General features: G+C 47.8%; 14 protein-coding genes. 12 read left to right on the top strand and 2 right to left on the bottom strand.

Going from position 1 to position 14,655, the window contains the following annotated elements; genetic code table 11:
- The 8 genes from ftsY to glpD all read left to right on the top strand — a co-directional run.
- On the top strand, window positions 1-1,020 hold a 1,020-nt coding region (ftsY, locus tag B5D35_RS08105), incomplete at its 5' end, for a signal recognition particle-docking protein FtsY (RefSeq protein ID WP_078752147.1).
- Between the two features lie 5 nt (window positions 1,021-1,025).
- Window positions 1,026-1,691, top strand: coding sequence for a cell division ATP-binding protein FtsE (ftsE, locus tag B5D35_RS08110; RefSeq protein WP_078752081.1), 666 nt, complete (start codon window positions 1,026-1,028; stop codon window positions 1,689-1,691).
- Window positions 1,684-2,592 (top strand): permease-like cell division protein FtsX, encoded by a 909-nt coding sequence (ftsX, locus tag B5D35_RS08115; protein WP_078752082.1) that lies wholly within the window; start codon window positions 1,684-1,686, stop codon window positions 2,590-2,592. The genes ftsE and ftsX overlap by 8 nt, the downstream gene beginning before the upstream one ends.
- A 118-nt stretch (window positions 2,593-2,710) precedes the next feature.
- Window positions 2,711-3,571 carry an RNA polymerase sigma factor RpoH gene (gene rpoH / locus B5D35_RS08120; protein WP_078752083.1) on the top strand — a complete coding sequence of 287 codons (861 nt, stop codon included), beginning with the start codon at window positions 2,711-2,713 and terminating at the stop codon, window positions 3,569-3,571.
- Between the two features lie 323 nt (window positions 3,572-3,894).
- A complete protein-coding gene (glpE, locus tag B5D35_RS08125) occupies window positions 3,895-4,227 on the top strand; it encodes a thiosulfate sulfurtransferase GlpE (RefSeq protein ID WP_078752084.1) in 333 nt (110 codons plus the stop codon).
- A 12-nt stretch (window positions 4,228-4,239) separates the two neighbouring features.
- Window positions 4,240-5,085, top strand: coding sequence for a rhomboid family intramembrane serine protease GlpG (gene glpG, locus B5D35_RS08130; RefSeq protein ID WP_078752085.1), 846 nt, complete (start codon window positions 4,240-4,242; stop codon window positions 5,083-5,085).
- A gap of 123 nt (window positions 5,086-5,208) precedes the next feature.
- Window positions 5,209-5,970: a DeoR/GlpR family transcriptional regulator gene (locus B5D35_RS08135; RefSeq protein WP_078752086.1), complete on the top strand. Its 762-nt coding sequence runs from the start codon at window positions 5,209-5,211 to the stop codon at window positions 5,968-5,970.
- Window positions 5,971-6,172: 202 nt separating this feature from the next.
- A complete protein-coding gene (glpD, locus tag B5D35_RS08140; RefSeq protein ID WP_078752087.1) occupies window positions 6,173-7,681 on the top strand; it encodes a glycerol-3-phosphate dehydrogenase in 1,509 nt (502 codons plus the stop codon).
- 69 nt (window positions 7,682-7,750) lie between these two features.
- Here glpD and B5D35_RS08145 read toward each other — a convergent pair whose 3' ends face one another.
- Window positions 7,751-8,158, bottom strand: coding sequence for a flagellar basal body-associated protein FliL (locus tag B5D35_RS08145; RefSeq protein WP_078752088.1), 408 nt, complete (start codon window positions 8,156-8,158; stop codon window positions 7,751-7,753).
- 157 nt (window positions 8,159-8,315) lie between these two features.
- On the opposite strand from B5D35_RS08145, the gene B5D35_RS08150 reads away from it, so the two are divergent.
- Both B5D35_RS08150 and ubiA read left to right on the top strand, forming a co-directional pair.
- Window positions 8,316-8,852 (top strand): chorismate--pyruvate lyase family protein, encoded by a 537-nt coding sequence (locus tag B5D35_RS08150; protein ID WP_078752089.1) that lies wholly within the window; start codon window positions 8,316-8,318, stop codon window positions 8,850-8,852.
- Window positions 8,853-9,710: a 4-hydroxybenzoate octaprenyltransferase gene (gene ubiA, locus B5D35_RS08155; RefSeq protein WP_078752090.1), complete on the top strand. Its 858-nt coding sequence runs from the start codon at window positions 8,853-8,855 to the stop codon at window positions 9,708-9,710.
- A gap of 53 nt (window positions 9,711-9,763) precedes the next feature.
- Here ubiA and plsB read toward each other — a convergent pair whose 3' ends face one another.
- Window positions 9,764-12,193 carry a glycerol-3-phosphate 1-O-acyltransferase PlsB gene (gene plsB, locus B5D35_RS08160; protein ID WP_078752091.1) on the bottom strand — a complete coding sequence of 810 codons (2,430 nt, stop codon included), beginning with the start codon at window positions 12,191-12,193 and terminating at the stop codon, window positions 9,764-9,766.
- Between the two features lie 242 nt (window positions 12,194-12,435).
- Here plsB and lexA point away from each other — a divergent pair, with 242 nt between their 5' ends.
- Window positions 12,436-13,059: a transcriptional repressor LexA gene (lexA, locus tag B5D35_RS08165; RefSeq protein WP_078752092.1), complete on the top strand. Its 624-nt coding sequence runs from the start codon at window positions 12,436-12,438 to the stop codon at window positions 13,057-13,059.
- 432 nt (window positions 13,060-13,491) lie between these two features.
- Window positions 13,492-14,646, top strand: coding sequence for a cytochrome c oxidase subunit II (coxB, locus tag B5D35_RS08170; RefSeq protein ID WP_101210082.1), 1,155 nt, complete (start codon window positions 13,492-13,494; stop codon window positions 14,644-14,646).
- Window positions 14,647-14,655: the final 9 nt, after the last annotated feature.

Below are 14,655 nucleotides of genomic sequence, written 5' to 3' on the forward strand. Positions count from 1 at the left end.
GCCGCGGAAGAACAAGCCCGTTTGGCTGCTGAAGCCGAAGCGAAAGCTGCTGCGGAAGAACAAGCGACGGCGCAAGCTGAACAAGAAAAACCAAAGCGTGAAGGTTTCTTTGCTCGCCTAAAACGCGGTCTACAAAAAACCAAAGCCAACTTTGGTGCCGGTTTCTTTGGTCTGTTTAGCGGCAAAAAAATTGATGATGAGCTCTTTGAAGAGCTGGAAGAGCAGTTACTTATTGCTGACGTTGGTATGGATACCACTACCAAAATCATCGATAGCCTAACCGACAAAGCGTCACGCAAAGATCTAAAAGACGGCGAAGCCCTGTTTGGACTGCTTAAACAAGAAATGGCAGAGATCCTGAGCAAAGTGGATCAGCCGTTAGACGTGAAATCAGAAAACGGTCCTTTTGTGATCTTGATGGTTGGCGTAAACGGCGTGGGTAAAACCACCACCATCGGTAAGCTTGCTAAGCAATTCCAGCAACAAGGTAAGTCTGTCATGTTGGCTGCAGGTGACACTTTCCGTGCAGCAGCAGTCGAACAGCTGCAAGTGTGGGGTGATCGTAACAATGTTCCTGTGATTGCACAGCACACTGGCGCAGACAGTGCTTCAGTGATCTATGACGCGATTGAAGCTGCAAAAGCACGTAATGTGGACGTGGTGATTGCTGATACGGCAGGACGTCTACAAAACAAAGCTAACCTAATGGAAGAGCTTAAGAAAATTGTTCGAGTAATGAAAAAGCTCGACGAAAATGCGCCACATGAAATCATGCTCACCATTGATGCAGGAACGGGGCAGAATGCGATTAGCCAAGCGCGTCTGTTTAATGACATTGCGCCGTTATCAGGTATCACCCTGACCAAGCTGGATGGTACAGCAAAAGGTGGGGTAATTTTCGCGGTAGCAGATCAGTTCGGTATTCCTATTCGTTACATCGGTGTTGGTGAAGGCATTGATGATTTGAGACCGTTCGACGCAGAAGATTTTATCGAAGCTCTGTTTAGCCAAGAGGACTGATAAGCGTGATCCAATTTCAGCAGGTGAGTAAGGCCTACCGTGGTGGGCATCAAGCGTTACAGAAAGTGAATTTCCACTTACCCAAAGGGGACATGGCATTTCTCACCGGCCATTCAGGTGCGGGCAAAAGTACCCTGCTGAAATTATTGTGCGCAATTGAGCGGCCGAGCGACGGAAAAATTCTGTTCAATGGCCACGATATCTCGCGCATTGATCGCAAGGACATTCCTTTTTTGCGTCGACACATCGGAATCATCTTTCAAGATCATAAGCTTTTGATGGATCGCTCAGTATTCGACAATGTGGCTTTGCCACTGCGTATAGAACAGACGAATGAAACCGATATTAAAAAACGTGTCTCTGCGGCTTTGGATAAAGTAGGTCTGTTAGATAAAGTTAACTGTTTGCCCATGCAGTTATCTGGTGGTGAACAACAGCGTGTAGGCATTGCCCGTGCTGTGGTGAATCGCCCTCAATTGCTGATCGCGGATGAGCCTACCGGCAACCTAGATGCTGCTTTGTCTCAGCAGATCATGGAATTGTTCCGCCAGTTTAATCAAGTGGGTGTAACGGTCTTGATGGCTACCCACGATACCTCGCTGCTGAGTAAATACGACATGCGTCGATTTGACTTGAATCAGGGCCATTTGTCGGAGGTGGCACGTGGCTAACTTTCTTACATTGCACAAGCAGCAAGGCGGTCAGGCTCTGCGTGATCTATTAGCGCGGCCTCTGGGTAACATGTTGACCGTATTAGCGCTGGCATTTTCGTTGGCATTGCCTGCGACGCTCTTTATGCTGGCGAAAAATATTGTTGCGGTTACTGAACAGTGGCAGGCCCCGAACCAAATCACAGTGTATTTGCAGCCAATGCAAGATGAACGTGCTCAGGCATTTTCGGATGAAATTGGCGAATGGCCAGATGTGGCAAGCGCAACCTATATCTCTCCTGACGAGGGTTTGCAGCAGCTTCGCCAAATTCAAGGTTTTGATGCCGCAGTGAGTTTGCTGGATGACAACCCGCTTCCGTCGGTCGTGGTGATTACCCCGCGTGCCGAGGATGCTGCTTCAGCAACAGCATTGGCCTCAAAACTGCGAACCAATACCAACATTGATGAAGTACGTTTGGACAGTGATTGGTTGCAACGTCTGGCGGCGATTGAAAGTTTGGTTTTGACATTAACGACGGTGTTTTCCGGTCTGATGCTAATGGCTGTCTTCCTGATCATCGGCAATACATTGCGCCTGCAGGTTTTGAACCAAAAAGAAGAAATCCAAGTCATGAAGCTTGTCGGTGCCACAGACAGCTACATCTTGCGTCCTTATATCTATACGGGTGTGTGGTTAGCGTTGGCGGGGGCTGTTGTTGCGTGGATTGTTGTGCAAGTGAATGCGCTATTGCTTGATGCGGCAGTCGAAAAGTTGGCTACATTATATAGCAGTGCATTTCGACTTTCGGGACTGGGTGTGGATGAAACATTTCTTCTTCTGTTGGTTACAGGCCTTATCGGATTGCTTGCAGCGCGTCTAGCTGCAGGAAAACACCTGAAAGAAATTGAACCTGTTTCATAGTTCAATGTCTCAGAAATGGTGATTTTGTGCTCAGGCTTGCAGTTTTTTTAATCTTGAGTAGAGTATTGCGTAGGCTGACTACAGCTCACAAAGTCGAGTTAATCGAAAAGAGGTGAAAATGACAACAGAGATGTATGCACTAGCCCCGATCTCTCAAGACAGTCTTGATAGTTATCTACGTCAGGTTAATACCTACCCGATGCTGTCTGCTGATGAGGAGCGTGAGCTGGCAGAACGTCTTCATTATGATGGAGATCTGGAATCGGCGAAAAGCCTGATCCTGTCTCATCTGCGATTTGTTGTTCATATCGCCCGTGGTTATTCCGGTTATGGATTGCCTGTTTCTGATCTCGTGCAGGAAGGTAATATTGGCCTGATGAAGGCCGTAAAACGCTTCAACCCAGAAGTGGGTGTGCGTCTTGTATCTTTTGCTGTTCACTGGATCAAAGCTGAAATTCACGAATACGTATTGCGTAACTGGCGTATCGTGAAAGTGGCGACCACCAAAGCGCAGCGTAAGTTGTTCTTCAACCTACGCAAATCTAAAAAGCGTCTTGGCTGGTTTAATGCTGAAGAAGTTAACATGGTTGCTGAGCAACTGGGGGTTGATGCATCTGAAGTCCGTGAGATGGAATCCCGTCTTGCTGCACAGGATGCAGGTTTTGATGCCGGCGCAGATGATGAAGACCGTGACGGCCCTGTTGCCCCTGTGTTCTATCTGGAAGATAAAAGTTCAGATGTTGCCAACAACCTAGAATCAGAAAACTGGGAAAATCACGCTAATCACCGATTGGCATCAGCCATGTCTGGGTTAGATGAGCGAAGCCAGCACATTATACGTTCGCGCTGGTTGGATGATGACAACAAAGCAACGTTGCAAGAATTGGCAGATCACTATCAAGTATCCGCTGAGCGTATTCGACAATTAGAAAAGAATGCGATGCGTAAGCTGAAAGAGGCTGTTGGCGACGTACTGTGATCGCTGTCTTGCTAAGATCGTAAAAACCGACATATTGTCGGTTTTTTTGTACCCTCAAAACCCTTGTGCTGATTGGGCTGAGATCAGTTGTCCACAGTTTTATTATGATCAACACAAGATGTTGTAGATCCAAATTGCTGATCCTACCTTATCAACGCAATCCACAGACTTTTCCACAGGTGGTTTAAAAGTGTACAAAACACTTACTATCACGATGGAGTTCGTGGGGCGAATCTCAGGTACAATGCAGTTTTTCGGGCAGTTTTGCGGTGTAGCCGAAAAGTTGGAGGCACCCATTTATCGTTGAGGGACGGGAATAACCTATGGAACAATTTGCGCATATCTCAGTAAATGACGCTTGGCAGCTTCTTCAAAATAAAGATCAGGATGCGATTTTGGTGGATATTCGGGATCCTCAGTCTTTTCAGCAATCTCATCCACAGGGCGCGTTTCACCTCACAAATGATTCAATTGTGCAGTTTACGCAAGAGATTGATTACGAGCAGCCGATATTGGTGATGTGTTATCACGGTGTCAGCAGCCAAGGTGCGGCACAATATTTAATTAACCAAGGCTTCGAGCAGGTGTACAGTGTAGATGGCGGTTTTGAAGCTTGGCATCGACAAACACTTCCTGTCGAGTCGGGCACTCTTTAATTCAGAGGTACCATGATACGGCTGATTGCGATACCCAACCCCAGAGCGGGGCAGGCATTTATTGATTACATGGCGTCACGGAGCATTGAAATTCAGATGATGCCGGAGGGAGAAGGTACGTTTGCACTTTGGTTGGTTGATGCAGAACATCAAGTGGAGGCGGAGTCTGAACTTCATGCTTTTCTCAATAATCCGACGGCGCGTAAATATCAATCTGCTTCTTGGGATATGGCAGAAAGCCGGACGGCGCGTTTCTACTACCCTCGACAAGGCTTGCTAACGTCTCTCAAACAAAATTCCGGCCCATTTACTTTATCGATCATGGTCGTTTGTATCGTCGCTTATGCAGGGCTAATGCTTGGCTTTGGCAACGATGTCTTTTCCTTGCTTCACTTTCCCGCAACGGAAGAACAGCAATGGCAGATCTGGCGACTGTTTACACATGCGCTTCTGCATTTTTCAGCCATGCACATAGTGTTTAACTTGTTGTGGTGGTGGGTGCTGGGGGGAAAAATAGAGAAGCAATGCGGCAGTGCTAAATTGGTACAGCTCTTCTTGCTGACGTCTCTGTTCTCCGGTTTAGGGCAATATGCGTTTGAAGGACCAGCGTTTGGAGGCATGTCGGGTGTTGTGTATGCCTTGCTTGGTTACCTCTGGTTGATGGGGGCATTAGCGCCTCAGCGCGGATTGTCGATAGAAACTGCTTATGTTGGCTTTATGTTGTTGTGGCTGGCGGTGGGTTTCTTTGAACCCTTTGGTATGGCGATCGCTAACATGGCCCACTTATTTGGGCTGTTGTCAGGTTGTGCAATTGGTGTCTTTGATGCCAAGTTTTCACGGGCGGCGAGGCATTCTTAATGTGATGCGCTCCGGCGTTCACAGGCCAATCATTGGCTTTAATGCGCTAGGCATTTACACTAAAAACGTCCCGACTGGGGCGTTTTTTTATACTGGAGCTTACGCATTGGAGCCAAGGACGCAGTGAAACAGACTAAACGACATCAGGAAATACTCGATCTCGTACGTAGTAAGGGATACGTCAGTACTGACGATCTGGTGCTGCATTTTGATGTCAGCCCGCAAACGATTCGGCGTGACCTTAATGAATTGGCCGCTGATAATCAAATCCGACGCCAGCATGGTGGTGCTACCCTGCCATCAAGTTCTGTCAATGCCGCTTACGATACACGTAAGATCATGCAGCAAGAAGAAAAGAACCGTCTTGCACAAGCACTTGCTGCACATATTCCCGACGGCGCAACTTTGTTTATTGATATCGGCACTACACCTGAAGCTGTCGCCAGAGCGTTACTTAATCACCAGGATTTACGCATCGTCACCAACAATCTAAATGCCGCTAGCATTCTGATGGCGAAAGAGGACTTTCGTATCATCATGGCCGGAGGGGAAGTGCGCAACCGAGATGGTGGCATCATGGGGGAGGCGACCGTGGACTTTATTTCTCAGTTTCGTTTAGATTTTGGCATTCTCGGGATCAGTGGCATCGACCTGCAAGGTGGACTGCTTGATTTTGATTACCATGAAGTGCGAGTAAAACAGGCCATCATGGAGAACAGCCGATTGGTGATGTTGGCGGTTGATCACACCAAGTTTGGGCGCAATGCCATGGTCAATGTAGGAGATGTGTCGCAAGTGGATATGCTCTTTTCCAATGCGCCTTTGCCGTCTGATATTGAGAAAAGGCTTGCTGACGCTGGGACGCATATAGAAATCATTTCGTAAGTAAAGCAACCACCTGAGAATTCTAAACCGCCGATGGCGGTTTTTTTGTTCTTATAATGGATAAATTTTCATCATTCCACCATGTTAACTGTCCGTTTTTTGCACTAGACTGTTCGTAAACGAAAGTAATAATGCTCGTATGAGCATTTTCTTGATTGCCCGTGCTGTTCGTAATAAATGGAATGGATGATGGAGGTTTGGAATGAGTAACGATGTGTTTGACGTGCTGGTTGTCGGTGGCGGTATCAATGGTGCAGGGATTGCAGCTGATGCGGCAGGACGAGGCTTGACGGTGGGTTTGTATGATGCGGCAGATTTTGCGTCAGCGACCTCGTCAGCAAGCTCCAAACTCATTCACGGCGGGCTGCGTTATTTAGAGCATTATGAGTTTCGTTTAGTGAGAGAGGCGTTAGCTGAGCGCGAGGTTTTGCTGCGAAAAGCCCCCTTTCTTGTAAAGCCAATGCGATTTCGCCTGCCTCATCGCCCTCATCTCCGCCCTGCTTGGATGATACGCGCAGGCTTGTTTCTGTATGATCATCTCAGTACCCGGACAACGCTGCCAGCAAGCAAGGGCATACGGTTTGACGAAGCTTCTGTCCTTAAACCGGAAATCAAAACAGGGTTCGAATACTCAGATTGCTGGGTTGATGATGCGCGTTTAGTCATTTTGAATGTAATGGATGCGGCAGAACGCGGTGCGGAAGTGCGAAACCGCTGTAAGGTTGTTAGGGCTGAGCGTACCGATGGGCTGTGGGAAATTGATGTGTTTGATGAGCAAACGCAAACACGGTTCACCCGTAAAGGTAAGGCGTTAGTGAATGCGGCGGGACCTTGGGTGAAGCACTTCTTTGACGAAAACACGTCTGAAATGTCGCCCCGTAATATTCGTCTTATTAAAGGCAGCCATATCGTTGTTCCTCGTGTCCACGAGGAATCATCAGCTTACATTCTTCAAAATGAAGATGGGCGCATAGTCTTTGTGCTTCCCTACCTCGACCGTTTTTCTGTTATTGGTACCACGGATGTAGAGTTTCATGGTGATCCAAGGAAGGTAGACATTGAAGATAAAGAAATTGCGTATGTACTTGATGTGTATAACCAACACTTTAAAAAGCCGTTGAACAAAGACGATATCGTATGGACTTTCAGCGGCGTTCGCCCATTGTGCGACGATGAATCCAGCTCGCCGCAAGCAATTACGCGTGATTATACCTTGGTGCTTGATGCTGAAGCCGACAGCGCACCACTCCTGTCTGTTTTTGGGGGAAAACTCACGACGTATCGTAAGCTCGCGCAAGCGGCAGTGAGTCAGTTAGCGCCTTTTTTCCCTGACTGCGGAGAGGCGTGGACGGCAACCCAGGCATTGCCGGGAGGGGAGGACATCTCCTCTTATAAGGATGTAGCGCACGCTCTCCATATTCAGTTTCCATGGATGGACGATTTTATGGTTAATCGGCTGGCAACTACGTACGGGAACCGCGCTTGGGTTTGGCTTGGCGATGTAGTTGAAGAGGCGGATTTAGGAAAGCGGTTTGGCGTCAGTTTGTCACAACGAGAAATAGACTACCTGACAACGGCTGAGTATGCGCAAACCGCAGAAGACATACTGTGGCGTCGGACCAAGTTGGGACTGTATTTATCGGCAGACGAACAATCTGAGGTGACGGATTATCTTGCGCAGAAAAATACGGTCAGCGAAAAAAGCCAATGACAGAGAATACGAAATAACAGCAACGCAAAAAGGCGCATCATTCTGCGCCTTTTTATCTCACGGTATCAGCTATTGATAAAGGTACTTGGTAAACAGCAGATCGGCTAAGACTTTTTGTTTGGTCTCTGCTAGCAGCATCTCGTTGACCTTTTCCAAACAAGCTTTGCGAATTGCTTCTCGGCCTGCGAGTGATTTTACCCTGATTTCATTTTCCTGGCTTAACACCTCAATGATGGCATCGCGAATCAGCGGCTGGTGATATTCGAGCTGTTGGATCAACGAAGCATCGTCAACCATCAGATCCACTCGCACATTGATAAATCCAAGCTTGCGTCCGTCTGTAATAAAATTGGTTGTGATTTCAGGCTCTAGCGTAAAATAACTGAAAGCTGGGGCCTGCTCTTCTGTCGCTGAAGCAGGCAGGGAAACTAACAGTGTCATTATTAAGGTGAAAATGGCGGTAATGTTTTTTTTCATGGTTTTTGCCAAACCCCGGATTTAATGAATCTCTTATGGTAGTTTAGCTGCGCGTGAGTGAGCACAGCTGTGTACAATAGCGCACTATTAATACTAATCACTATTGGCCGATTCGGCGAAAGTTTTATGTTTTTTTTGCTCTTTGGCTCAGGATAAAATGTCAAATTTCAAGCGATTACATGTATCAGCTCTGATGGGGGCAAACTGGGAGGCCCCTGATTGGCAACAGCTAGAAACAACGAAGGTTGGTGAATGGTTACTTGAACGCCATTCGATGACAGAACGCTTGAAAGCGTGTTGTGAAACGCTGACTGTTGAAGTAATTGGTTTATACGAAATTAAGAAAAACACACTGTCAGAAGATGAGCGTGCATTGTTGGGTGACGAAGCATGCTTAGTTCGAGAAGTCGTGCTGTCTGGCGATGAGCAATCTTGGCTATGCGCACGTACATTGGTGCCTAAATCAACGCTCACTGAACAAGAGAAAGATATCGCAGATTTGGGGGCCATTCCGCTGGGACAGCGCGTGTTTAATCAAGCAAACGCACGGCGTGATGCGATTGAAGTTTCAACCCTTTTTGTTGATGGACAAGAATTATTGGCGCGTCGCTCACGGTTGTGGGTGAACGATAAGCCTATGCTGGTCTCTGAGCTATTTTTGCCTCATGCGCCGATTTATCAGGAGGAAGGCTGAATGGATGTGGCCAAAGCGAGAGCATTTTGGCAATTGACGCGTATGGACAGGCCGATCGGCAGTTTGTTGCTGCTGTGGCCGACGCTGTGGGCTTTGTTTCTTGCTGCAGACGGTATGCCAAACCCGCATGTACTGATGGTCTTCATTTTGGGTGTGGTGATGATGCGTGCCGCAGGGTGTGTGATCAACGACTATGCTGACCGCAATTTTGATGGTCATGTAAAACGCACCAAAGCGCGTCCATTACCGTCAGGCATGATAACGGCCAAAGAAGCGCTGGCCCTCTTTGGAATGCTTATTTTTGGGGCGTTTTTGCTGGTGCTGACATTAGACAGACTGACGATTCAATTGTCCGTGGTCGCGGCTATCCTTGCTTGTGTGTACCCATTCATGAAACGCTTTACGCACATGCCGCAGTTGGTGCTCGGTATGGCGTTCAGTTGCGCGATCCCAATGGCGTATGCGGCGCAAGCGGGTGTGCTTCCGCCTGTTGCGTGGATGCTGTTTCTCGCCAATGTGGCATGGACAGTGGCATATGACACCTTATATGCCATGGTCGACAGAGATGACGACCTGAAAATTGGTATTAAATCCTCCGCCATTTTATTTGGAAAATTTGATAAAGCCGCCGTCGGTATGTTGCAACTGGTGACGTTATTACTGCTGCTCCTCGTTGGCTACTTGAGTGAGTTGGCCACTGTTTATTACTGGTTCCTGTTGGCAGCGTCGGCCTTGTTTGTTTATCAACAATGGCTGTGTAAAACGCGAGAGCGTGATGCGTGCTTTAAAGCGTTTCTAAATAATAACTATGTCGGCATGTTGGTGTTTGTCGGTATTGCGTTGGCTGTGATGGTTTAAGTAGAATTATCATTGCCATATAAAAAAATCCCCCGCCGAGGCGAGGGATTTTTTTATTCTGCAGATTGGTTCAGTATGGCCTGAATCGTGAGTTGCACTTCGGGCGAGATGAGACCGAAGATGCTTTCAAGCAGCGCCTCCATTTGTTCCGTCCTCGCGTGCTCGTCATCATTCAAATAACCTTCTTCGCGCAGTGATGTCACCAGTGTACTGAAAACACCTTTGTCGAAAAATTCTGGTGCATTGATACCGTGTAGTCGACTTAGGCGCTGTGCCATCATCTGGCTTTGTCGCTCCAGATCAGAACGTGATACATCTGGCTCGTGGCAGAACAGCGTCAGCGTGATCGCATAGCGCTGCAGGGTTTCAGCAATAGTGCGGCCCAGCAACTGAAGCTGTGTCAGCTTCGCTGGATTACGCTGTAGCATATCACCCTCAACCGTGAGTAATTGTTGGCGATTCAGTTCAACCACAACTGCATCCAGATAGCTTTCCAGTGCAGCTTCGTCAAAGCCCATATAAAGCTCGGCTTTAAGTAGCGGATAAAGCTGCTTCACGGTGCTGTTGAGATCTTTGCGACTCACGCTATTTTTAAACACCAACATTTGCGCCACCAGAGAAGGAATGGCAAACAAATGAATGATGTTGTTGCGGTAATAGGTCATAAAGATGGCTTGTTGACGATCCAGTGAAACCACATCGCCCAACGAATCTTTCTCTACCACGAACTTGTTCAGGCTAATGGCATGCTCAACCAAATCCTTCGCTGAATCGTCCGGCACTGTACTGGTGGATGAATACGGTACAGTACGTAGCAATTCTAAATAGATGGTGAGTTGCTCTTCCAATGCTTCTCGGCTCAATGCACGTTGGCGTGAGGCAAGCAAAGCAGTGGCACAAAGCGTGAGAGCGTTAGCGGCTGCCGCGTCATTGATTTTACTCATCATTCGATCGGCCAGCTCATTCACCACTGGATTTAACCAGTTTGGACGCTGAGGCTCGATGGGATCGATGTCCTGATGCCAAGTAGGCGCTTTCTCATTCAGGAAGTGGTTCACCGGAATTGGCTCACCAAAGTTCACGTAGCCTTTACCGTAGTTGCGAAGCTTACGAACAATGCCCAATACCTGACCGAAATTTTCCTTTTCTTTACGTTCACCTTGCAGCTCTTTCGCGTACGTGCTGACTTCCATCACGTGTTCGTAACCGATATAAACCGGCACCAAGGTAACAGGACGTTTCAGCCCACGCAGCATCGCTTGAATGGTCATCGCCAACATGCCGGTTTTTGCGGGTAGCAAGCGGCCTGTACGAGAGCGTCCCCCTTCGGAGAAGTATTCAACGGAATAACCTTTCGCGAACAATTCGGCCAGATACTCACGAAAAACGGTGGAGTATAGACGGTTACCTTTAAACGTGCGGCGAAGGAAAAACGCGCCGCCACGTCGGAAAATCGGACCCGCAGGGAAAAAGTTCAAGTTCACACCCGCAGCTATATGCGGTGGTACTAAGCCTTCTTTGTACAGTACGTATGAAAGCAGCAGGTAATCCATGTGTGAGCGGTGGCAAGGTACATATACAATCTCGTGACCGTCTTGTGCCAATTTACGCACGCGCTCAGAGTTATTGATATTAATGCCTTGATACAGTTTGTTCCAAAGCCACGTCATGACGCGATCGCCATAGCGGATGAGGCTCGGTGAAAAGTCCGCAGCGATCTCTTCCATCATATCGATGGCTTCTTTACGTACTTTCTCTACGGGTACGTCGCGGCTTTCGGCTTCTTCCTGTACCACTTTATCGATGGCTTTAGATGCAAGCAGTCGTTTGAACAAGGCCTGACGGTTCGGCAGACCAGGACCTGACGCGGCCATTTTTTGACGAGAAAAGTGAATCTTCGCCACACGTGCCAGCTTATTCGCGATCGACGTGTCTGTGCCATGTTTGTCCGCCATATAACGTAGCGATACGGCGTTGCTGAAGCGAACCATGCTGTCACGGCCTAGCGTCAGGATGGTGAAACACTTTTGAACACCATTCATCGCGGTCAAAGCAGGCATTGCTGGGCGAGACTCGTTGCCGGGATCGCGGTTCCAAACCACAGATGCGGGCACGAGTTGAATATCTAACTCCGAATCACGCTTATGAAGTTCCAGCAAGTCAGTGAACACTTCAATTGAATCGAAAGGAACCGGATCGCTGTTATTGAACATTCGCTTTCCTTGCGAAATGAACACATAACGTGGCAGTGATTTCCCACCTAGCTCAAGCGGATCGAGTGGATCAGGTAATCCTTGCTGTAAACAACTGTTACGGAGTGTCAGCAGATCGGAATGAGAGCGAAATGGTAGTACGTATACGATTGGGCGGTTAAGGTCAAAACCTAACTGGCCAACGGGATCTGACGGAATACTGATGGTTTTCACCAGTATCGACAGGAGTAAATTCAACAATTTATGATAAATCGATTGGCAAGCAGACATCTGATCGCGGCCTCTTATATTTTGTGCGTGGCAAGTCTAGCAGAAAACGTCTCCGAACTTGCAGCGAAATGACAGTATTCCACACGGTTAAGAGAAGATTTCCAAGAGTGCGCTAATCAAATGTAAAGCGAAAAGTGTGAACTGTATACGGCTTGTTAGGCCTTCGAATCGATCTGTGCCTTTTCAAGTGGTTAAACACTGGATATACTCACAGTTAACTGTATAAAAAAACAGGTCTGATTATGAAGCCGTTAACCGCGAGACAGCAGCAAGTTTTTGATCTAATCAAAGCAAAAATCGACGAAAACGGTATGCCACCAACGCGTGCCGAGATCGCGAAAGAACTGGGGTTCCGTTCAGCGAATGCTGCGGAAGAGCACTTGAAAGCGTTGGCGCGTAAAGGCGTGCTTGAAATCGTACCTGGCGCATCACGCGGTATCCGTTTGTTGGTCGATACGGATGCTGCCAATGATGATGCAGGGCTCCCTTTGATTGGCCGCGTGGCCGCAGGTGAACCCATTTTGGCGCAAGAACACGTAGAAACACACTATCAAGTTGACCCATCACTGTTTAAACCGCATGCCGATTTCCTATTGCGGGTAAGCGGTATGAGTATGAAAGACATCGGTATTATGGATGGCGATCTGTTGGCCGTGCATAAAACACAAGATGTACGTAATGGCCAAGTGGTCGTTGCGCGTGTGGAAGATGATGTCACGGTGAAGCGTCTTGAGCGCCAGGGCAATCAAGTGCTGCTTCACGCCGAAAATGAAGAGTTTGCGCCGATCGTTGTCGACTTGGCTCAGCAACACCTTACCATTGAGGGCATTGCTGTTGGTGTGATTCGGAATACCGACTGGATGTAGCTGTTCTTATATTTATCAAACAGTATAAAAAGATGACTTCAGTGAAAAAACTGAGTGTCATCTTTTTTTTGTGGTGTTTAATGTGCTTCAAGCCATGATAGACGCCAATCCGCTCTCTTTCCCTACCTGACATTTCTTTCTGTATTAAGCGCTAAAGTCACCATGTTTGCCTTTTTTTTACAAGGCTTAGCGCGCACAGGAAAAGATTTTTGCTTCGAGAAAATGCGTAAAAATCTCATCTTCTGAAACAGTTGTCTTTATCTCGTAAATTCGTGGCTGGCATCATGTTTCGGCGCATTTTACTGCTCATTTTTTGTTCTTTTCCCATTCTTTGCCTAGCTTTATTTGTAAACAAAGTGTTAACCAATGTTTCTGTTATTTTCGGCAGCTACTGACTCACAATACAGCGTCGAGATTTTGAGGAGGGATCCGGTGAATAATCGCCAACGTCTATCCATGCTCGCACTTTTACTTCTGCCTTCGTTTGTTGCTCAAGCAGCAAACGAGGCGTCCTCGTTTAACTTAACGAGGGGCGTGACGGAAATTAGTGCCAAGGTTTATGACCTTCATATGACCATTCTTTGGATTTGTGTCGCCATTGGCGTCGTGGTGTTTGGTGCCATGTTTTGGGCCATCATTCATCATCGAAAATCCAAGGGTGCGGTTGCGGCTAATTTTCATGAAAGTACCAAAGTGGAAATCCTCTGGACGCTCATTCCCTTTCTAATTCTCATCAGTATGGCGGTGCCCGCTACGCAGGTGCTACTTGAGATGGAAGACCCAACAGAATCAGAGCTGACTATTCAGGTCACGGGGTCGCAATGGAAGTGGCATTACCGCTACTTCGATCATGATGTTGAGTTCTTTTCACTGTTAGCAACGTCTGCCGCGCAAATTGATGGCGAAGCGACAAAACGCGACAACTATCTGCTGGAAGTCGATCGCCCATTGGTGGTGCCTATCGGCCAAAAAGTGCGCTTTCTCATCACATCAGAAGACGTGATCCACTCTTGGTGGGTGCCAGATTTCGCAGTGAAGAAAGATGCTAACCCCGGCTTTATCAACGAAGCATGGACGCGTATCGACAAACCCGGCATTTATCGTGGGCAGTGTGCGGAGCTTTGCGGCAAAGACCATGGATTTATGCCGATTGTGGTTATTGCCAAACCGGTTGATGAATTTGAAGCTTGGGTACAAAAAACCGCGGCGGCTCAGGCTCAGGTGCGTGAAGATGAGCAAAAACTGTTGGCGATGAACATGGACAAAGAAGAGCTGATGACCCTGGGTGAAGAGGTCTATAACTCGCGTTGCGCGGCGTGTCATCAGGTGAATGGTTTAGGGTTGCCTGGAGTGTTCCCTGCGTTGGCAGGACAAGGCATATCGGCAGATCCTGAGCGTCTTCTCGACCACCTCAATATTGTAATTCATGGAAAGCAAGGTACAGCGATGCAGGCCTTTGGCGCGCAGTTAGGTTTAAAAGAACTGGCGGCTGTTATCACTTACGAGCGAAATGCTTGGGGTAATAACACTGGCGATGCCGTACAGGCTGCTCAGATAAACGCGGTACTCAATGGTGACGATCTTTAAGGAGAGATG

The sequence above is a fragment of the Enterovibrio nigricans DSM 22720 genome, assembly GCF_900167155.1.
GTDB lineage: Bacteria > Pseudomonadota > Gammaproteobacteria > Enterobacterales > Vibrionaceae > Enterovibrio > Enterovibrio nigricans.